The organism is Streptomyces sp. NPDC006283 (genome assembly GCF_040613325.1).
Lineage (GTDB): Bacteria > Actinomycetota > Actinomycetes > Streptomycetales > Streptomycetaceae > Streptomyces.
The window spans coordinates 1-21,872 of record NZ_JBEXRZ010000026.1; the positions used below are offsets into that span (position 1 = coordinate 1).

The window sequence follows — 21,872 nt, forward strand, 5'->3', positions numbered from 1 at the left end:
TGAGGGCCCGAGAAGATCGCCCGGACAGGTCCTGAGCGCCGGTACACCGGCTCCCGCCCGTCCGCCCGAGAACGACGCGGACGGGCGGGCCCCGCCGTCTGCGCCCCGTTCCTCCTTCGCCGCGTCCTGTCGCCCGCCCGTACGGCGGCCCTTTCCGCGCGGCCGGGAGCGGGTCCATGCCGCGGCACACCTCACTGACGCACCACCAGGGAAAGGCCCATTCGAACGATGTTTGACGTCGAGTCGGACCGGACGTCCGCTTCCGGCATATCCGTCACGGGCGGGCAGACCGGCATCTGGCTTGCCCAGCAGATCGACCCGGACAGCTCCGCCTACAACATCGTGTTCGTCCTGGACCTGTTGGGCGACGTCGACCTCGACCGTCTCGCCGCCTCGGTACGGCAGGCCGTGGGGGAGGCCGAGAGTCTGCACGTGTGCGTCGGCTCCGGTGACGGCGGCCCCCGGCAGACGCCGGCTCCCGTCTCCTTCGACGTCCCCGTCGTCGACCTGCGAAGCGCCGCCGACCCCGAGCGGGCCGCCGACGAGTGGATGGACGCCGAGCGCGACCGCCCCGCCGATCTCGGCGCGTCCCCACTCTTCGCCCACGCCCTGCTGCGACTGTCGGACAGCCATGTCGCGTGGTACCAGCGCTACCACCACATCGTCACCGACGGCATGGGCGTCGCCCTCATCACTCGCCGGGCCGGGGAGATCTACTCCGCCGGCGAGCAGGCACCGGCCGCCCCCGACTGGCGGATCGCCGCCCTGGTGGACGCCGACCAGGCCTACCGCGCCTCGGATCGCCACCAGGAGGACCGCGCCTACTGGCTGGCCCGCATGGCCGACCGTCCCGAGCCCGTACGCCTCGTGGAGCGGGCACCTTCGCCCATGACGCGGCGGCTGCGACGCACGTCGGAGTTGTCCGACGCTTCCTTCGAACGGCTGCGGGCCGCGGCGGACAGTGCGGGCATGCGGGTCTCCCGTCTGCTGATCGCCGCCGTCGCCGCCTACCTGCACCGGGTCAGCGGTGAGCAGGACCTCGTCCTCGGCCTGCCGATCGCCGCACGCCAGGACGCCGTGTCGGCCGGCATCCCCGGCATGGTGTCCAACATCGTCCCCCTGCGGCTGTCCGTCCGCCCCGGCACGACCGGCGCCGAACTCATGACCGACGTCCGCGCGGCGGTCGCCCAGGCGGTCGCGCACGGGCGCTACCGTGCCGAGGACCTGGCCAGGGAACTGGGCCTGGCCGACGGCGTGTCCGAGCTGGTCGGCCCGACGGTCAACGTCCTGCCCCGTCCCGAGGACCTGCGGTTCTCGGACCACGAGACCGAATTGGACCCCGTCTGGCTCGGCCCGGTCAGCGACCTGGCCCTCAGCTTCATCGAGACCCGGGAAGGCCGCGGCATACGGGTCCACGTCGACGCCGACGCGGACGTGTGCGACGAGGAGAGCCTGCGCGCCCACGAGACCCGCTTCCTGGCGCTGCTGGACGCACTCGCCGAGGACCTGCACCGTCCCGTCGGCCACATCGAGCTGACCTCCGGCGCGGAGCGGGAGCGGCTCCTCGGCGAGTTCGGGGTGGCCCCGCGCGAGACGGCCGAGCTGTCCTGGCCCGCCGCCTTCGAGCGCCAGGTACACCGCAACCCCGACTCCGTCGCCCTGGTCTGTGAGGACCGGGAGCTGACGTACGCCGAACTGAACGCGGCGGCCAACCGGTTGGCCCGCCTCCTCGCCGCCCGCGGCGTCGGTCACGAGGACATCGTCGGCGTGGCCGTGCCGCGCACTCCCGAACTCGTGGTCTCCCTGCTCGCGGTCATGAAGGCGGGAGCCGCCTACCTGCCCCTGGACGCCGACCACCCGCAGGACCGCATCGCCTACATGCTGGAAGACGCAGGGGCGCGCACCGTCATCACCACCCGAGAACTGTCCGACGCACTGCCCGAGGCCTCCGGCGTCGGCCGGCTGCTGCTCGACTCCCCGGCCGTGACCTCCGAGTGCGCCGCCTTCGACGCCTGTGACCTCGGCCTGCCCGTCACGCTCGGCCAGGCCGCGTACGTCATCTACACCTCCGGGTCCACCGGCCGGCCCAAGGGCGTCGTGGTCTCCCACGACGGCGTCGGCAGCCTCATCGCCACCGCCACCGACCGCATCGGCATCACGTCCGACAGCCGCGTCGTCCAGTTCGCCTCCGTGGGCTTCGACGTGACGGTCTGGGACCTGATCATGTCGCTGTGCGTCGGCGGCCGTGTCATCGTCGTGCCCGCGGAGCGGCGCGTCGCCGGGCCCGCCCTCACGGACTACATCGCACGCCACCGCGCCACCCACATGATCCTGCCGCCGTCCCTCGTCTCGGCCCTGCCGCAGGACTGCGACCTGCCCGACGGCGCCGTGCTGATCGTCGGCACCGAGGCGGTGCCCAGTGAGCTCATCGCCCGCTGGGCCGGCCGGCTCCAGGTCGTCGTCGCGTACGGCCTCACCGAGGCCACCGTCAACTCCACCCTGTGGATCGCCACCGCCGAGCGGCCCGGACCGGCGCCCATCGGCGAGCCCGACCCCAACACCCGTGCCTATGTGCTCGACTCCGCGCTCCGCCCCGTGCCGCTCGGCACCGAGGGCGAGCTGTACGTCGCCGGACGCGGCCTCGCCCGCGGCTACCTGGGCAGGCCGGGGCTCACCTCCGAGCGCTTCGTCGCCGACCCGTACGCCGCCGAGCCGGGCGCCCGGATGTACCGCACGGGTGACCGTGTCCGCTGGACCGAAGACGGCAACCTGGAGTTCCTGGGACGCGCCGACGGCCAGATCAAGATCCGCGGCCACCGCATCGAACCCGGCGAGATCGAGAGCGCCTTCATGGCCTGCCCGGGCATCGCCCAGGCCGCCGTCCTCGTCCGCGAGGACCACCGGAGCGCCAAGCGGCTCGTCGCCTACGTCGTGCCCGAGACCGGTACGGACACCGACGCCTCCGTGGCCGGGGCACGCGCCCGGATCGCCGAGGCGCTGCCCGACTACATGGTCCCCTCCGCCGTCGTACGCCTCGACGGGCCCCTCCCGCTGACGCCCAACGGCAAGCTGGACAGCCGCGCCCTGCCGGAGCCGCAGTGGACCGCGACGGCCGGCGGCGACGCGCCCACCACCCCCGACGAGACCGCGCTCGCCGCGCTGTTCGCCGAAGTGCTCGGGCTGCCGTCGGTCGGCGTCCACGACAGCTTCTTCGAACTGGGCGGCGACAGCATCGTCGCAATGCAGCTGGTCAACCGCGCCCGTGAGGCCGGGCTCGCGATCACCCCGCGTGACGTCTTCCGGCAGCGGACCGTGGCGGCGCTTGCGCGGTCGGCGGGTCGGACCGGCGTCGACGAGGCGCCGGCGGCCCGGACGGCCGCACGCGAGGTGCACCTCGACGAGGACGCCCTGCCCGTCTCCCCGCTCCAGGAAGGTTTCTTCTTCCACGCGGCGTTCGACCAGGAAGCCGGCGACCTGTACGTCGTCCAGGAACTTCTCGACCTCACGGGCACCGTCGACCCGGACCGGCTGCGCCGGGCGCTCCAACTGCTGCTCGACCGGCACCCGCTGCTGCGTGCCTCGTTCCGTCAGCTGCCCGGCGGCGAGGTCGTCCAGCGCATCCCCGACCGGACGGACCTGCCGTGGCGCGAGGCGGACACCGCCCGCACCACGCTGGAGGACCTGCTGCGGCAGGACCGCGCAGAGGGCTTCGACCTCGCCCGGCCGCCTCTGATGCGGGCCACCCTGATCCGGGACGGGCAGCGCCACCGTCTGCTGCTCACCCTCCACCACATCATCGCCGACGGCTGGTCGGTCTCCGTCCTGCTGCGCGAACTGACCGCCGCCTACCAGGGCGAGACACTGCCCGAGCCGCCCGCCCCGCAGCCGTACCTGTCCTGGCTGGCCGGCCGGGACCGCGACGCCGCCCGCGACGCGTGGCGGCAGGCGCTGGCCGGTCTGGAAGGCCCCACCCGACTGCCCGCCCCCAGCACGGGAGACGGCCGGGTCGCACCGGTCGCCAGGCCCGAGCACGTGGACGTCCGGCTGCCCGAGTCGCTCACCGCCGACCTGACCGCCTGTGCCCGCAGCCACGGCGTTACGCTCAGCACCGTCGTGCACGGCGCCTGGGCCGTCCTCCTCGGCGGCCTGACAGGCAGCCAGGACGTCGTGTTCGGCACCACCGTCTCGGGACGCACCACCGAGGTCGAGGGCCTCGACTCGGCCGTGGGCCTGTTCATCAACACCGTGCCGGCCCGGGTCACCCTCCAGCCGGGCGAGTCGCTCGCCGAGCTGCTGCGGCGCGTCCAGGACGAGCACGCGGCCCTCCTGGACCACCAGCACCTCGGGCTCGCCGAGATCCAGCGGATCGCGGGCGGCGGCGAACTCTTCGACACACTCGTGGTGTTCGAGAACTTCCCCTCCGGCGACCTGTCCGGCGGACACGACCAGGAGGCGCTGCGCGTCACCGGCGCCGAGGTGTTCGACGCCGTGCACTACCCGCTCGCGCTGATCGTCGAGCCCGGCGGCGCGCATCTGTCGCTGCGGTTCAAGTACGACGCGGCCCGGCTCGAAGCGCTGTCCGTGGCGGTGACCGCCCACCGGTTCGAGGCGCTGCTGCGCACCCTCGTGTCCGACCCGACCCGCCCGGTCGCCCGGCTCGGGATGCTGTCCGACCGCGAGCAGGAGCACCTCACCGCGCTGAACGCCACGGCACACCCGCTGCCCGACGCGGATGCCACCCTCGCCTCGCTCTTCGCCGCACAGGCGGCACGGACCCCCGACGCCACGGCCGTCGTCTTCGAGGACACCATCCTGAGCTACGCCGAGCTCGACCGGCGCGCCGAGGCACTGGCCCGGCGCCTGCGGGCACGCGGCGCCGGCCCGGAGCGCTTCGTCGCGGTCGCGGTGCCCCGCTCGGCGGAGCTGATGGTCGCGCTGCTCGGCGTGCACAAGGCGGGTGCCGCCTACCTGCCCGTCGACCTCGACTACCCCGCCGACCGGGTGGCGTTCATGCTCGCCGACTCGGGGGCCCGTACCGTCGTGACCAACGGCGACTCCGCCGGACGGCTGCCCGACGTGCCGGGCCTCGAACACGTCGTCGTGGACCATGACGAGGAGGTCCCCGACGCGCCGCGCGTGGCGGCGGGACCGGACCACCCCGCGTACCTGATCTACACCTCCGGCTCCACCGGGCGTCCCAAGGGCGTCGCCGTCACCCACCGGGCCATCGTCAACCGGCTGGCCTGGATGCAGGGCGAGTACGGGCTCACCGCCGACGACCGGGTGCTGCAGAAGACCCCCTCCAGTTTCGACGTGTCGGTCTGGGAGTTCTTCTGGGCCCTCGTCGAGGGCGCGACCGTCGTCCTCGCCCGGCCCGACGGCCACCGCGACCCCGCCTACCTCGCCGACCTGATCCGCACCGAGCGGATCACGACGATGCACTTCGTGCCGTCGATGCTGGCCGCGTTCGTCCAGGTGATGGACGGTGCCGCCGACGCACCGGACTGGGCGGCGAGCCTGCGCCGGGTGTTCTGCAGCGGTGAGGCACTCACCGGCCCGGACGCGCGCCGCTGGTCGGACCTGACGTCCCGCCACGGCCGCGGCCCCGTGCCGCTGCACAACCTGTACGGCCCCACCGAGGCTGCCGTCGACGTCACGTACTTCCCGTACGGGGGCGCGACCGAGCTCGCCGTGCCGATCGGCCGCCCCGTGTGGAACACCCGCCTATACGTGCTGGACGCCTTCCTGCGCCCCGTCCCGGACGGCGTTCCGGGCGAGCTGTACCTCGCCGGCGTCCAGCTGGCCCGCGGCTACCACGACCGGCACGGCCTGACCGCCGAGCGGTTCGTCGCCGACCCGTTCGGCGAGCCGGGCACACGCATGTACCGGACCGGCGACCTGGTCAGGCGCCGCGCCGACGGCGCCGTCGAATACCTCGGCCGCACCGACCGACAGGTCAAGATCCGCGGCAACCGCGTCGAACTGGGCGAGATCGAGGCCGTCCTGGCCGCCCTGCCGGGTGTCGCCCGCGCCGCCGTGATCGTCCGCGACGGGACGCTCCTCGGCTACGCGGTTCCCGGCAGCGGTGCCGCCCTCGACGCCGAAGCCCTTCACGGGGCGCTCGCCGAGGCGCTGCCCGCGGCGATGGTGCCGACGGCCGTCATGGCCCTCGACGAACTGCCCCTGTCACCCAGCGGCAAGCTCGACCAGAACGCCCTGCCCTCGCCGTCCGTCGCCCCCAGGGAAGGCGGACGCGCGCCCCGCGACGAGCGCGAGCGGGCCCTGTGCGAGATATTCGCCGCCGTCCTCGGCATGCCGGGGATCGGCGCCGACGACGACTTTTTCATGCTCGGCGGCGACAGCCTCACCTCGATCGCCGTCGCCACCCGGGCCCGTGAAAGGGGACTGACCATCAGCCCGCGCGATGTGTTCGAGCACCGTACGCCCGCCGCGCTCGCCGCGGCTGCCGCGAGCGTGCCGGACGAGCCCGCCGCCCAGGCCGCTCCCGAGCCGCCCGCCGCCGGTGTCACCGTGTCCGCCGCCGAGGCCGGGCAGGCCGCCGCAGCCCTCCAGGCGATGCTCGCCGCGCAGGCGCAGTCCGGCGGCGCGGTCGACCCGGCCCTGAAGGCGCTGCTCGACCAGCTGACCGCCGGCGCGCCGGCCGAGCCCGAAGCCCCCGCACCGCTCGGCGGCCTCGAGCTGTCCCCGGAGGAGACCGCCCGCGTCGAGACCGCCGCCGGGCTGCCGGTCGCCGACATCTGGCCGCTCTCCCCGCTCCAGGAGGGCATGTACTTCCACGCCACCTACGACGCGGGTGACGCGCTCGACGTCTACCTGTCGCAGGAAACCCTGGACTTCGACCGCCGCCTGGACGCCGACCGGCTGCGCGCCGCCTGCCGGGCGCTCCTGGAACGGAACACCGGCCTGCGCGCCGGATTCACCAGCGAGGGCCTGCCCCGGCCCGTGCAGTTCATCGCGGACGGCGCCGAGATCCCCGTGGTGGAGACCGACCTGTCCGAGCTCCCCGCCGACGAGCAGCGCGCACGCGTCGACGAGCTTCTCGCCGCCGACCGCCGACGCCGCTTCGACCTGTCGTCGCCGCCCCTGTGCCGCCTCCAGCTGATCCGGCTCGGCGACGGCCGCGACCGGCTCGTCGTCACCCACCACCTCATCCTGTGGGACGGCTGGTCCGCCTGGCTGTTCCTGGAGGAGCTGTTCACGCTGTACGAGCGGGCCGGCGACACCACCGGTCTGGCCGCCCCCGGCTCCTACCGCGACTTCCTGGCCTGGCTGGACGAGCAGGACACTGCCCAGGCCGTCGACGCGTGGCGCGGCGCGCTCGCCGGGTTCGACGAGCCGACCCTCGTCGCCCCGGCCGGCCGCGACGCGGGCCCGGTCATCCCCGCCGACTACGACGCGGTACTGACGCGGGAGAGCAGCGACCGGCTGCGGGCGCTCGCCCGGCAGCACGGTCTCACCCTGAACACGCTGCTCAACGCCGCCTGGGGCCTTGTCCTCTCCGCGATGACCGGCCGCATCGACGTCGCCTTCGGCACCGCCGTCGCCGGACGGCCCGCCGACGTGCCCAACGTCGCCGGCATCATCGGCATGTTCCTCAACACCATCCCGGCACGCCTCGCGTTCAGGCCGGACGAGCCGCTGATCGACCTGCTGCGCCGCATGCAGTCCGAGCGCGCCGCGGTCATGCCGTACGAGTACGTCGGCCTCGGCACGCTCCAGCAGGAGACCGGCCACCGCCGCCTGTTCGACACGCTCTTCGTGCTCCGCTCCGCCGACGGAGAGGACCGCGCCACGGCGCTCCGGCAGCGGCACGGCATCACCGACATGTCGAACGTGGACGGCACACATTTCCCGCTGACCCTGATCGTCACGCCCGAGAACCGGCTGCGGGTGACCCTGGCGGCCCGGCCCGACCTGTTCGACACGGAGGCAGCGACCACGATCCTCGGCCGGTTCACGACCGTCCTCGAGCGACTCGGGGAGATGCTCGCCGCTCCGGATGCCGCCTCGGCCCGGACCGTCGGCGTGGACCTGCTGCTGCCGCCGGAGCGTGCCGCCCTGAGTGCCGAATGGGCCGGCAGCCGCGAGCCCGTGCCGAACGAGACCATCGCCGACATGCTTAACGCCCAGGTCGCCCGTACCCCGGACGCGGTGGCGCTGGTCTTCGGCGAGCGCGCCCTGACGTACGCCGAACTGGACGCGCACATCAACCGGATCGCCCGCCTGCTCCTCGCCCGGGGCGCGGGACCGGAGAAGGTCGTGGCCCTGGCGCTGCCCCGCTCCATCGACATGGTCGCCGCGCTGTTCGCCGTCCTGCGGACCGGCGCCGCGTACCTGCCGCTGGACCTGGACCACCCCGCCGACCGGCTGCGGCTGATGGTCGAGGACACCGGGCCGCTGTGCCTGGTCTCCACCACGGCCGTCGCACCGGCCCTGCGCGGCGACGCAGGGGCCGTGGCGCCCGAACTGCTCCTCGACGACGAGGCGGTGGCCGCCGAGCTGGCCGCCCTGCCCGGCGCGGAGATCAACGACGCCGAGCGGCCCGCGTTCGCCCACGACGTCGCGGACCGCCTGGAGTACCCGGCGTACGTCATCTACACCTCCGGCTCGACCGGCAGGCCCAAGGGCGTCGTCACCCCCTACCGGGGACTGACGAACATGCAGCTCAACCACCAGAAGGAGATCTTCGACCCGGCCATCGCCTCGGCCGGCGGGCGGCGGCTGCGCATCGCGCACACCGTGTCCTTCGCCTTCGACATGTCGTGGGAGGAGCTGCTCTGGCTCGTCGAGGGCCACGAGGTCCACGTCTGCGACGAGGAGCTGCGCCGCGACGCCGAGGCGCTGGTCGCCTACTGCGACCGGCACCGGGTCGACGTGGTCAACGTGACCCCCACCTACGCCCAGCTCCTCATCGAGGAGGGCCTTCTCGAGAGCGACGAGACGGCAGGGAAGCACCGTCCGGCGCTGGTCCTGCTCGGCGGCGAGGCCGTCTCCGACACGGTGTGGACGAAGCTGCGCCGCACCGAAGGCACCTACGGCTACAACCTGTACGGACCGACCGAGTACACGATCAACACCCTCGGCGGCTCGACGACGGACAGCGCGACCTCCACGGTCGGGATGCCCATCCGCAACACCCGCGGCTACGTCCTGGACGCGATGCTGCGCCCCGTTCCGCCGGGCTGCCCCGGTGAGCTGTACATCGCCGGCACCGGCCTGGCCCGCGGTTACCACGACCGTCCCGGACTGAGCGCCGAGCGGTTCGTCGCCGACCCCTTCGGCGAGCCGGGAGAGCGGATGTACCGCACCGGTGACCTCGTACGGCAGCGGCCCGACGGCCTGCTCGACTTCCTGGGCCGCACCGACGACCAGGTGAAGATCCGCGGCTACCGGATCGAGCTGGGCGAGATATCCACCGCCCTGTCCTCGCACCCCGACGTCGCCCACGCGGCCGTCGTCGTCAACGAGAGCACCGGCACCAAGCGTCTCGTCGGCTACTTCGCGCCACAGGACGGTACCGAGGCGGGGGAGGAGCTGCTCCAGCGGCTGCGCGACCACCTGAAGGCCGGGCTGCCGGACTACATGGTCCCGTCCGCGCTCGTCGCCGTGGACACCCTGCCGCTCACCGTCAACGGCAAGCTGGACGTCCGGGCCCTGCCCGCCCCCGACTTCGCCGGAGCGGGTACGAGCCGCGCTCCTCGCACCCCGCGGGAGGAGACGCTCTGCGCCCTCTTCGCGGAGGTGCTCGGCCTGCCGGAGGGCAGCGTCGGCATCGACAGCGACTTCTTCGAACTGGGTGGCCACTCGCTGCTGGCCACCCGTCTCGTCAGCCGTGCCCGCACCGCCCTCGACGCCGAACTCGCGATCCGCGACCTCTTCGAGGCGCCGACCGTCGCGGAGCTGGTCGAGCGCGCGGCCCGCTCCGGCGGCGCCGCCCGGCCGGCGCTGACCGCCGGTGAGCGGCCCGACGAGCTGCCGCTCTCGCACGCCCAGCAGCGACTGTGGGTCATCCAGCAGATCGAGTGCACCTCCGCCGCCTACAACTTCCCGCTGGTCATGCGGCTGCGCGGAGCCCTCGACGTCGACGCGTGGACGGCGGCGCTGGCCGATGTGACGAGTCGCCACGAGGCCCTGCGGACGGTGTTCGTGGAGCCGGAAGGGCAGGCGATCCAGCGCGTACTGCCCACCGAAGAGGCGCGGCCCGCGGTGGAGCGGCTGCGCGCCACCGAGGACGAGGTGCCTGCCCTCGTCGACGCGGCCATCAACCGGCCGTTCGACCTCGCCACCGAACTGCCGCTGCGCGCCACGGTCGTGGAGCTGGCGCCGGAGGAACACGTCGTCGTCCTGCTGCTGCACCACATCACCACCGACGAGTGGTCGGACCGCCCGTTCCTCCGCGACCTCGCCACCGCGTACTCCGCCCGGATCTCCGGTGCCGCACCCGACTGGGAGCCGCTGCCCGTCCAGTACGCCGACTACGCGCTGTGGCAGCAGCGCCTCCTCGGCGACCCGGCGGACGCGGACAGCCTGGCCGCCCGGCAACTGGAGTACTGGCGTACGGCGCTGGACGGCGCCCCCGAGGAGCTGGAGCTGCCCACGGACCGTCCGCGTCCGGCACGGCCGGCGTTCTCCGGCGCCGAACTGGACATCGCCTTCGATGCCGACGTCCACGAAGGGCTGAAGCGGCTCGCCCGCGAGACCGGGGCCAGCATGTTCATGGTGGTGCACGCGGCCGTGGCCGCCCTGCTGCACCGCATGGGCGCCGGAACCGACATCCCCCTCGGCTCCCCCATCGCGGGGCGCGGCGACGAAGCGCTCGACGACCTGGTCGGCTTCTTCGTCAACACGCTGGTGCTGCGCACCGACCTGAGCGGCGACCCGAGCTTCACCGAGCTTCTCGCCCGGGTCCGGGAGACCGATCTGGCCGCGTTCTCGCACGCGGACGTGCCGTTCGAGTCGGTGGTGGAGAAGCTCAACCCGACGCGCTCACTGTCCCGGAACCCGTTGTTCCAGGTGATGGTCGGCTACCACGCCCGTACGGGCGACGGACTGGAACTGCCCGGCCTCCGCGCCGACTACGTACCGTTCCGGATCCGCTCCGCCAAGTTCGACCTGGTGTTCAGCTTCACCGAGCACACACCGGCCGACGGCGGCGAGGGCTCCCTGAACTGCCGTCTGGAGTTCGCCACGGAGCTGTTCGACCACGACACCGCCGAACGACTCGGCGACCGCCTCACGGCGCTCGTCGCCGCCCTCGTCGCCGCACCCGAGCGGCCCGTCTCGCAGGCGGAGATCCTCGGCGACGACGAGCGGCAGCTGGTCCTCGAGGGCTTCAACGACACCTCCCGCCATGTCGAAGAGGCGTCGTTCCCGGCGCTGTTCGCGCGGCGCCTCGCCGAGCGGCCCGACGCGGTCGCCGTCGTCGACCGCGCCCGCTCCATGACGTACGCGCAGCTCGACGCCCGGGCCAACCGTGTCGCCAGGCTGCTGGCCGCGCGCGGCGTGGGCGCCGAGAGCGTCGTCGGTGTCGCCGTTCCCCGTTCGGCCGACATGGTCGCCACCGTGCTCGCCGCGCTCAAGCTGGGCGCCGCGTTCCTGCCCCTCGACCTGGTCCACCCGGCCGAACGTCTCACCTACATGATCGAGGACTCGCGGGCGGCTCTCGTGGTCGGCACCGAGCCGGTCGCGGGGAAGATCCCGGCGGTGGCGGACGTATCGGTGGTGCTGCTCGACGAGCCCTCGGTGGCCGCCGAGCTGGACGCCCTGCCGGAGACCGCGCTCGGGAGCGAGCAGGTCGACCTGGACCAGGCCGCGTACGTCATCTACACGTCCGGCTCGACGGGCCGCCCCAAGGGCGTGGTGGTCCCGCACGAGGGCATCGCCAGCCTGGTGGCCACAGCCGTCGACCGCATGGGCCTGGAACACGACAGCCACGTCCTGCAGTTCGCGTCTATCGGCTTCGACGTCTTCGCCTTCGAACTGTCGATGGCGCTGTGCCACGGCGGCCGGCTCGTCCTCATCACGGACGAGGCGAGGGTCGCCGGCCCGGCGCTCACCGACTTCCTCGCGGACCAGCGGATCACCCACATGATCCTTCCGCCGTCGCTCGTGTCGGCCCTGCCGCCGGGCTGCGAGCTGCCCGAGGGGTCGACCGTCCTGGTCGGCACGGAGACCGTCCCGCCGGACCTGTTCGAGCGGTTCGGCGCCACGGCACACCTGATCTGCGCCTACGGGCTCACCGAGGCGACGGTCAACTCCACGCTGTGGCCCGCACGCGAGTACGGGGGCCTCCCGTCCGGTCGGGTGCCCATCGGCCGGCCCGACCCCAACACCCGCGCCTACGTGCTTGACGAGAACCTGCGGCCGGTCCCGCCGGGTGTCGCGGGCGAGCTGTACGTCTCCGGACGCGGCCTCGCACGCGGCTACCTCGGCAAGACCGCGCTGACCTCCGAGCGGTTCGTCGCCGACCCGTTCGGCCCGCCCGGCAGCCGGATGTACCGCACCGGTGACCGCGCCCGCTGGCGCGCGGACGGCAACCTCGACTTCCTCGGGCGCGTCGACACCCAGGTGAAGGTGCGCGGCTTCCGCATCGAACTGGGCGAGATCGAGGCGGCCCTCGCCGGACACCCGTCGGTCGCGCAGGCCGCCGTGGTGCCCGACCGCGACGGCGACATCGTCCGGCTGGTCGGCTACGCCGTTCCGGAAGCCGGGGAGCTCGACCCGCAGGAGCTGCGCACCCACGTCGCCGGTGTCCTGCCCGAGTACATGGTCCCGGCGCTCGTCGTGCCCCTGGACGGCCCGCTGCCCCTGACGCCCAACGGGAAGCTGGACCGCAAGGCACTGCCCACGCCGGACTGGGCCGCGATGACCGGAGACGCGCTCCCGGCCACCGGGACGCAGGCCAGGCTCGCCGAGCTGTTCTGCGAGATCCTCAAGCTGGAGAAGGTCGGCATCCACGACAACTTCTTCGCGCTCGGCGGCCACTCCATGGCCTCGATGCGGCTCCTGGGCCGTATCCGCGCCGAGTTCGGGGTCGAGCTGAGCATCCGGGACGTCTTCGACGCACTGACGGTCGCCGGTATCGAGGGCAAGCTGAAGGGCGCGGCGACCGCCCGCCCGGCACTGCTCCCGGCGGAGAACCGCCAGGAGCCGTCGGCGGCGGCCCCGGTCCAGCGCTGGCAGTGGGACACCTACCGCCGACACGCGGGCTTCGACCACGCGCTCGTCCTGCGCTCTCCCGGCGGTCTGGACGCGAATGCCCTGTCCGCCGCGCTCGCCGATGTGGCTGCTCGTCACGAGCCGCTCCGCACGGCGTTCACGGAACGGGACGGCGTTCTCCACCACCGGCCCGCCGCCGCCCCCGCCCTGACCCGGGAGAAGTGCGAGGACCTGGAGGCCCGGCTGGCGGAACTCGCGGCCGGGTCACCGAAGCCGGACCGCGAGGCGCCCCTGGGGGCGCACCTGCTGACCGAGGCCGCGGGCCGGCAGGCACTGCTCCTGACCATGCACTACCTGGCGGTCGACGAATGGTCGGTCGTGCCCCTCTTCCGTGACCTGACGACGGCGTACGCGGCCCGCACGGAAGGCCGGATGCCCGAGTGGCAGCCGCTGCCGGTCTCGTACACGGACTACGCTCACTGGGCCCGCGAAATCCTCGGCGACCTGGGCGACCCGGACAGCCGCGGCGGCCGGCAGCTCGCCTACTGGCGGGAGGCGTTGAAGGACGTACCGTCCGAACTGGCACTCCCGGCGGACGGCCCGCGCTCGTCCTCGTCCGGCGCGGACCACGTCGGCTTCGTGCTCGACGAGGAGCTGCACGCGGCCATGGACGACCTGGCCCGGGCGACCGGCACCAGCATGTTCATGGTTCTGCACTCCGCACTGGCGGCGCTGCTCACCGCCCACGGAGCGGGCACGGACCTGCCCATCGGTACGATGGTCGCGGGCCGTACGGACGACCAGCTGGCCGACCTGGTGGGCTGCTTCTTCAACACGGTCGTCCTGCGCACCGACTCGGCGGGGGACCCGACGTTCGCGGAACTGCTGTCCCGGGTGCGGGAGACCACGCTCAGCGCCCTGGACCGCCAGGAGGTCCCGTTCGAGGAGGTCGTCCGGGCGACCGGACTGCCTCCCGAGGGCCCGCAGGTCATGGTGATCCACCATGAGCAGGCGGATCTGGAGCAGCTCGAGGGCGGCGTCGGCTCCCTCGACGCCGTACCGACCGGCTCGACGCGGGCGCAGCTGACCCTCAGCTTCTACGAACCGCGCGGCGACGGCCCGGTCCACTGCGGCCTGATCCACGCGACCGAACTGCTCGGCACCGCCAAGGCACGGCGGCTCGCCGACGAACTCCAGAGGCTGCTGCGCTCCGCGGCAGCCGACCCCGAACAGCCGCTCTCGGAGCTGTTCACCGCCATGACTGCACTGTCGACAAGGAAGTGACACCGAATGACCACCAACCCGTTCGAGGACCCGCAGGGCCGCTTCCTGGTCCTGGTCAACGACGAGAACCAGCACTCGCTGTGGCCGTCCTTCGCGGAGGTTCCCGCCGGATGGCGGACCGCCTTCGGTGAGGACACCCGCGAGGCCTGCCTCGCCTACGTCGAGGAGCACTGGACGGACCTGCGCCCGGCGAGCCTGGTCGCCCAGCAGGGCTGACGCACACCGCGAGACGCCGCCGCCCGTGGAGAACTGCTCCACGGCCGGCGGCGGCGTCGTGCCTTGGGGCTTTCGTGCCTTGGGGTCGGGCGCTCGAGGGCTTGGGGGCTCGGGTGCCTTCGGGGGGCGCTAGCCCACCCACGTCCGCAGCAGCTCCTCCCGCTCGGCGGCCCGAGGCGACGAGCCCTCCTCCCACGTGCGGCCCCACTCCGACATCGCGGCCAGCGTGGTGGCCATCGTCGCGGCGCCGTCCGTGAGACGGGACAGGAGCGCCTGGGAGAGGTCGGCCTCCGCCGGGGTGTAGCCCACGGCAGCGGCCGCGTAGACCGACAACTCCTTCTCACCGCCCGGTGACTCCACCCGCAGCGTCATCAGCGCCGGGCCGCCGCCGGACGGTCCCGGACCGCCCGGCATCGCGAAGTTCACCACCGTGTCCAGCGCCATCTCCGTGACCGCGCCGATCTGCCGCTTCAGGGTCTTCACGGGAACCGCCGCCATCGTGAGGGCCCGTACGTCCTCCCACAGGTGCAGGCCGGCCTGCCCGTCGCCGAGGGCGAGCACTCCCTCGGGGGTCAGCCGGACCCCGGGAGCCGAACCCGTCGGCTTCGCGCCCACATACACATCGCCTTCGGCAATCCAGAACAGGCCCACCATGGCCATCGGTTGCTCACTTCCCCCGACGACCGTGCCGTCGTTGTTCCCTGCACCAAACAATCGGATCGCCCACCGGAACGTGCGAAGCAGCTGGGAAGTTCCCGCCGGAGCGGTGCGGGGGAGGTGGGGCGGCGATGTGGGGCGGCGATGTCAGTGACGCCGCGTAGCGTGGGGGGTGTCGATCAACAGCACGGGGGAGAGCGGCGCATGGGCACGCGTGTCGAGAAGAACGGCTACACCGCGGAACTGACGGACGACCTGGACGTCGTCTACCGCAACCCGCAGGGGCGGAAGCTGAAGAACGTCCCCGAACCCCTCTCCGGAACTCCCGGGCTCGGCCGGCTGCTCACGACCTGGACGCAGCTGAAGAAGCAGCGTGAGGTGTGCCGGGAGCAGGCGCGCGTGTGGGCGCAGGCCGGGACGCGTGTGCCCCGCGCAGTGGCCGACGCCGATCCGCTCTGGCGAGAAGCCCTGGAGTCGGAGGCCGTCGACCTCGCCGACGAACTGGGCGACGGCGGCCTGTGGGCGCGGACGTACACCGGGTTCGACGGGCGCACGCAGACCCTGCTGCTTCCCGAGCAACTCGTCCCGCACCGCGACCGCCTGATGCGCGAGGACGAGTGGGAGCCGGACGGCTGCTTCTCCACGGGCATCCCCGACACCTCCGACGGGAAGCTGCCGTTCCCCGAGCGGGTGATCGCCGCGCACCCGGGCTGGGAGGACCTGACCGCCCAGAAGCTCGTCGCCCTGCGGGAACGCACGAGCGGGTGGAGGTTCGTCTTCAAGTCGGATGTCGACGTGATCCTGCAGGAGCTGGAGGAGTCGGCTCCTGCGCTGCTGGTCACCCTCCTCGACGAGATGGCCGACCTGGCCCTTGGAAAGGGCGAGCAGCCGACCGCCGCCGCCTGGTTCGGCCGCGCCCGCACGGCCGAGCGGACGCAGGCGCGCAAGGTCGACCGGGAGTGGCTGGTGGGCCGCTACCTCGCGTACGCCGAGGGCAAGGCCCTCTCCGCCACGGTCCTGCGTGCCTGGGCCCGCGAGCTGGCCGTCAAGGGAGCGGCGACGGCGGCGTCCCTCACCGACTTCCGCCGGGTGGTCATCCGCCGCGTCCGGGCCTCGGGGGAGTTGTATCCGCAGCTGCCCACCGACGTCCGCAAGATCGCCAGGGCCGCCGGCCTCGAACCCGAGAGGGAAGTGGCCACGCTGCTCGGGGAGGTGTTCGCGGCCGGCGCCGTCTCGTTGTCCGACGACAAGTTCTGGGCCGAGTGCTTCAAGGGCTCGGCCATGGACCTCCTCGGCGACCACGCCCCCGAGGCGGTGCGCCAGGTCCTGAAGCTGCGGCCCAGCCGCTACGGTGGGAACGCCGGGCTCTGGCGGGAACTGCTCGAACGCACCGGCGCGCTGGCCCTTCTCACGGGGGAGACCGACGGCCTGCCCACGGGCGAGGCAGCCGCGTGGCTGTCCGCGTGCGTCGCGTCGAACAGCAAGCACACGGGTCCCTGGCGGGTCATGCACGAGATCGCCGAGAGGATCGCGCCACGGCTGGCCGCCGACGGCGTCCCCGTGGAGTTCCATTACGACACCTTCGACCGGCGGACCGACCGACGGACCCCCCTCGACCTCATCGACCTGCTCCTCGAGCACGGCGCCCCCGTCGCCGACCCACCCGAGCTCCTCGGCCCGTCGGAGTTGTACCACCTCCACCTCGACCGCCGGCCTAAGCTGGAGCACCTGCGCGCGGACGCCCGCTTCGCCCACGAACTGAGGGCGCGCGTGCGCGCCGACCTGGAGATGACCACCAGGAGCCAGGCGACCAACAGCTGGTACCAGCCGCAGTCGACCAAGGGCTGGGACCAGATCCCCACGCTCTTCGACAACGAGATCGGCCACGAGGAGATCCGCGCCTGGTCCACCAGGGAGCGGGCGAAGCTGCGCGCCGGGGTCGACTTCGAGGAGCTGATCCTGCTGCTCGGCCGATACGCCCACGTGGGCGTGGCGACCGATCTGCTCCTCAAGGACGCGGAGGCCGCCGCTGAGTTCGCGGCCGTGGACGTCATGCCGCTGCTGATGGCCGAGCTGCCCGACACCGTCTCACGTGAGGAGGTGGAGGAGCTGGTGGGCAGGCTCGAGCCGTACCACGTCGACGCCGACGGTGTACGAGGCGTCAACCGGGGGCCGATCCTGGAAACGCTGCCTCAGCTGGGCGAACCGATGCACAGCCTGGCCGCCCGCGCCTTGGTCATGGCGGCCAACTGCCGTGATGGTCTTGAGCGGCTGGTCCGCCGCCTCACCCCCGACGAGACCGGTCCGACGACCGCGCCCGCTGCGGAGACCGACGAGCCGGACCATCCCGACATCCGGATGAGCCGTCGGCTCGTGCGCCTCGCCGAGCACGGCACCACCGTCTGGGGAGGCGATCTGGCGCAGCCCAGCACCGCGCTGGACAACCTTCCCCGTGACAAAAGCTTCCGCATCACGCACGCCTGCGCCGCGCCGATCGCCCTGTGCGCCGTCTCCTCCAAGGTGGGGGACCGGGCGGGCCGGCAGCTGCTGGCGTACGCTGCCCACCCCGTCGTCATCGGCGAACCGGGCCGATGGCGGCTCGGCCGGTGCGAGGTGCCCGAGGACCGCACGGACATCACACTGCCTCCCCCCAGCAAGGTGTTCCGCACGGAGTCGTCCGTCACCGTCGTCCTTGGGGGCGGCAAGTCCCACCGGATGCTGTGGGAGTACGCCCCCGACGGCTCCTTCGCCGAGGAAGGCCCGCTGGCTCCCGCGGGCCTGAAGCTCACGCGCGCCCATGTCCTCGAGCCGGTCCGCCCCAGCAGCTGGTTCGGACGCTTCGCCGAGCTGTACCGCGAGCACGGGCCTGCCCCCGCCCGCCCGGAGCTCGCGGAGACCTTCGCGCAGCGGCTCGGCCTCACGCCGGCGGAGGCCACCGTGCTGCTGATGGCACACGTCCCCTGCGCGCCGCACCAGCTGGAGGACGAGGAGGGGTACCTCTCCCGTCACCCCCGGGCCGATCTGGAGCCCTGGAAGATCCGGTGGAAGGACGCGGAAGAGGCGGTCGGCGCGCTGCGGTCGACGCTCGACCCCCGGCTCGTCACGACGCTCTACGACAAGCTCCTTCCCGACGACCCCGAGCAGCTGTGGACCACCGGCCCCGACGTCGACCGCGCCGCCGCATGGTGGGTACGGGAGCTGGGCGCGCCCCTGCCCGTCCCCGAGACCGTGCTGCCCCTCGCCGCCAAGGAGACGCTCCCGCCCCAGGGAGAGCGGGCCCTCCATCGCGTGCACACCCGGGACGCCCGGGCCTGGTGGCCCCACCTGCGACTGCCGGCCCTCATCGGCCGCGTCGCGACCGGGGCGCACTGTCTTGACACCCACCGTTCGCCCCTGCTGGGTGAACCCCAGGTGCTGGCGCTCCCGAGGACGGCCGCCTGGCTCGCGTACCGCACGCCGGCGGGCGATCCGCTGCGCCCGGCGGTGGGCGCGGCGATCGCCCGACTGCGCGAGGAGGCGGCGGTCCCCGGCGCACGCACCCTCTTCTCCCTCCAGAGCAACTACCTGATGGGCCCGCCTCCTTCGACCGAGGGAATCGCAGCCCACCCGGCGGTCACGGAGGAGGAGGACCCGGTGTACGACATACGCCATCTCCGCGTGGACCAGGCAGCGCTCAAGGGGGCCGACGATCCGCTCCTGGACACCCTCGACGCGTACCTCGACTCCGTACTGCCCTCCCAGTGGCTGCCCACCTCGTCCGGGCTGCCCACCCTCGCGGACCTGAGGCTCCTGCTGAGCGACGACTTCGCGGCACTCGGGGAGCACCTCGCCACCGACGGGGACCGGTCCCCGGGCTGGGAGCAGAACCCGGCGTGCTCGGTGCCGCATCTCGTCGAGGAGTGCGCCACGGCGTACGGGCTAAGCGAGGACGCCGCGGCGCTCTACCTGATGCTGCTCGCCCTGCCGGACCCGACGGACCGGAACGTCAAGGCGTGGACCGGGTGGAAGACCCCCCGTTTCAAGGCCGCCGAGACCGAACTGGGCGCCTCGGGCCGTGTGCTGCGCGCGGTGCGGGCGCGAGCGGGTCGCTCGCTCTTCCTGCCGGGTGCCTGGCAGAAGCGGAAGCCTCCGCGTCTCCCGATCGAGGTGGCGAAGCTCGGGCTGCTGCCGCTGGCCAGGGAGCACCGGTCGACGACGCATCTGGCGTCGGTGCCCTCGACGCCCCTGCCCACGCTCTTCACGCGGGCGTGGGAGGGCCGCGGGGCCTGACCGGCTCAGCCTTCGACCGCGGCGACGCGTCTGATGTTGACGCCGGCCGGTACAGAGGCACCAAGCGTGGCCACCACGACAGGGTCCACCCCACTCACGGAACCCGACACGCCCGTGTGGCGGATGCTCCTCGGACACGTCCGGCCGCACCGCTGGACGCTGCTCGGCGGCGCGGTCCTTTCGCTGGTCATCGGGGCCACCGGGCTCGCGCTGCCGCTGGTGGCCAAGTACCTCATCGACGCGCTCTCCGACGACCGTCCCATCCCGGCGCTCTGCTGCTGATGTCGGCCCTGGTCCCGCCAACGCGGGGATCGGCGCGCTCGGCGGGTACGTCCGTGGGTAGGCCACCATGTCGAAGTCCCCGTGCACCCCTGTGCAGGGTGGACGGGAACTTCGAAGGGCGCCCTCGGCGCTACGCCGGCACCGCCGGCACCGCCGGCTCCCGGCGGCTGTCGGACCAGGCCGACCAGAGTTCGGCGTAGCGGCCGCCCGCCGCGACGAGTTCGTCGTGGGTGCCCGTCTCGACGACGCGGCCCTGGTCCAGGACGACAACGCGGTCCGCGGTCGCCGCCTGAGGGAGGCGGTGCGCGACCATCAGGCCCGTGCGGCCCTCCAAGGCGCGCAGGGCGGCGGTCTCCAGCACGCGGGCGCCCGCGCTGCCGGCGTCCGCGGTGGCCTCGTCCAGGATCGCGATGGGCGGGTCGGCGAGGACAAGACGGGCGAGGGCCAAGTGCTGGGCCTGGGTGACCGTGAGGCGGTGGCCGCCCTCGCCCACGACCGTGGCCAGGCCGTCGGGCAGTGCGTCGACCCAGTGGAGGGCGTCGACATGGGCCAGCGCGGCGCGCAGTTCCTCGTCCGTCGCCTGGGGCCGGGCCAGTCGCAGGTCCTCGGACAGGGGGCCGGCGAAGACGTGGACCTCCTGGCTGATGAGGGTGACCGCCTGCCGGACCCCGGCCGGGCCCAGCTCCCGGGAGTCCACGCCGCCCAGGGCGATGGTTCCGGACGCCGGGTCGTGGACACCCGCGATCAGCTTCGCCAGTGTGGTCTTCCCCGCGCCGCTGGCGCCGACCAGGGCCACGCGTTCGCCGTCCCGCACCTCCAGGTCCACCGCCCGAAGCACGGGGTGGCCGTCCACGTACGCGTGGCCGAGGTCCTTCACCTTGACCGAGCCGTCCACGGGCGCGGCGGCCCGCCCGTCGGGCTCCCGTTCGGCCGGGAGGCTCGACACGCCGACGAGACGGGCGAGGCTCGCCCCGGCGGACTGGGCGTCGTCGATGAGGAAGAGCGCCGCGTTGATCGGGTTGAACAGGCCGTGGAAGTAGAGCGCCGCGGCGGTTGCCGTACCGATGCTCACCGAGTTGCTGTCGACCAGGAGGAATCCGGTGACGAGGATCGACGTCATGCCGATGAACTCGGCGATGTTCAGGCGGGAGAAGAAGCCCGAGACGAGACGCATGCCTCGCGCCGCCAGGTCGACGGCCGCCTGCGACCGCTGCTCGAGCAGCTCTGCGTGCCGGCCGTTCAGCCGGAACGCCCGAACCGTGCGGACTCCGCCGACGCTGTCGAGCAGCTGGTGCTGCAGAGCGCCGGTCGCCACCCGGTGCGCGGCGTAGATGCTCGCGGCGCGCGGGATGTACCACCGCACCGTGAGGACGTGGACGGGGACGGCGATCAGGACGGCGAGCAGGAAGCGCCAGTCGAGGACGGTGAGACCCACCAGCGTGAGCACGATGGTGAGAAAGGCGCCGGCGAACTCGGGCAGCGCCTGCCGTACCGCCTTCGCGATCAGTGTCACGTCGCCCGTCACACGCGATGTCAGGTCGCCCGAACCGGCCTGCTCGACCCGTTCGAGCGGCAGCCGCAGCGCCCGCGCGATGAACCGTTCACGCAGGTCCGCGAGGACCGTCTCGCCGAGCCTGGCGACAAGGGACTTGCCGATCGCGGTCGCGACGCCCCTGGCGACGGCGACCGCCAGGAGAAGCACCATGGGCACGGTCAGCGCGGCCGCGCCGCGTTCGTCCACGACGAGGTCCACGATGCGGCCGAGCAGCGGGGCGGTCAGCAGGCCGATGCCCGTGCCGACGACCAGTACGGTCACCGCGCCCACCGTGAGCAGCCGGTGACGCCGGAGCAGCTCCCGGACGACGGCGAGGGTCTGGGCGCCGGTGGCGGTGGGCAGAAGCTCGCGTTCGGGCGTGCCGGGTCCGCTCATCGTCCGTCCGTCGTCCTTCTCGTGTCGGTCCTGCGGGTCTACGTTCTGAGAGGCC

Annotated in this window: 5 protein-coding genes and 1 pseudogene; 4 read left to right on the forward strand and 2 right to left on the reverse strand. The window is 73.0% G+C overall.

The window, feature by feature from the left end; all coding sequences use genetic code 11:
- Nucleotides 1-228 precede the first annotated feature (228 nt).
- Nucleotides 229-14,463 carry an amino acid adenylation domain-containing protein gene (locus ABZ070_RS08425; RefSeq protein ID WP_356631315.1) on the forward strand — a complete coding sequence of 4,745 codons (14,235 nt, stop codon included), beginning with the start codon at nt 229-231 and terminating at the stop codon, nt 14,461-14,463.
- A gap of 6 nt (nt 14,464-14,469) precedes the next feature.
- Nucleotides 14,470-14,679 carry an MbtH family protein gene (locus tag ABZ070_RS08430; protein ID WP_356631317.1) on the forward strand — a complete coding sequence of 70 codons (210 nt, stop codon included), beginning with the start codon at nt 14,470-14,472 and terminating at the stop codon, nt 14,677-14,679.
- Between the two features lie 129 nt (nt 14,680-14,808).
- Here ABZ070_RS08430 and ABZ070_RS08435 read toward each other — a convergent pair whose 3' ends face one another.
- Nucleotides 14,809-15,339: a hypothetical protein gene (locus ABZ070_RS08435; RefSeq protein WP_356631319.1), complete on the reverse strand. Its 531-nt coding sequence runs from the start codon at nt 15,337-15,339 to the stop codon at nt 14,809-14,811.
- Nucleotides 15,340-15,540: 201 nt separating this feature from the next.
- Here ABZ070_RS08435 and ABZ070_RS08440 point away from each other — a divergent pair, with 201 nt between their 5' ends.
- Together ABZ070_RS08440 and ABZ070_RS08445 are read left to right on the forward strand one after the other, a co-directional pair.
- Nucleotides 15,541-19,605: a hypothetical protein gene (locus ABZ070_RS08440; RefSeq protein WP_356631321.1), complete on the forward strand. Its 4,065-nt coding sequence runs from the start codon at nt 15,541-15,543 to the stop codon at nt 19,603-19,605.
- 123 nt (nt 19,606-19,728) lie between these two features.
- Nucleotides 19,729-19,939 (forward strand): annotated as a pseudogene (locus ABZ070_RS08445) (ABC transporter ATP-binding protein); the annotation flags it as partial.
- Between the two features lie 78 nt (nt 19,940-20,017).
- Here ABZ070_RS08445 and ABZ070_RS08450 read toward each other — a convergent pair.
- The gene (locus ABZ070_RS08450) at nt 20,018-21,817 is read right to left on the reverse strand and encodes an ABC transporter ATP-binding protein (protein ID WP_356631323.1); all 1,800 of its coding nucleotides are present in this window, start codon (nt 21,815-21,817) and stop codon (nt 20,018-20,020) included.
- Nucleotides 21,818-21,872: the final 55 nt, after the last annotated feature.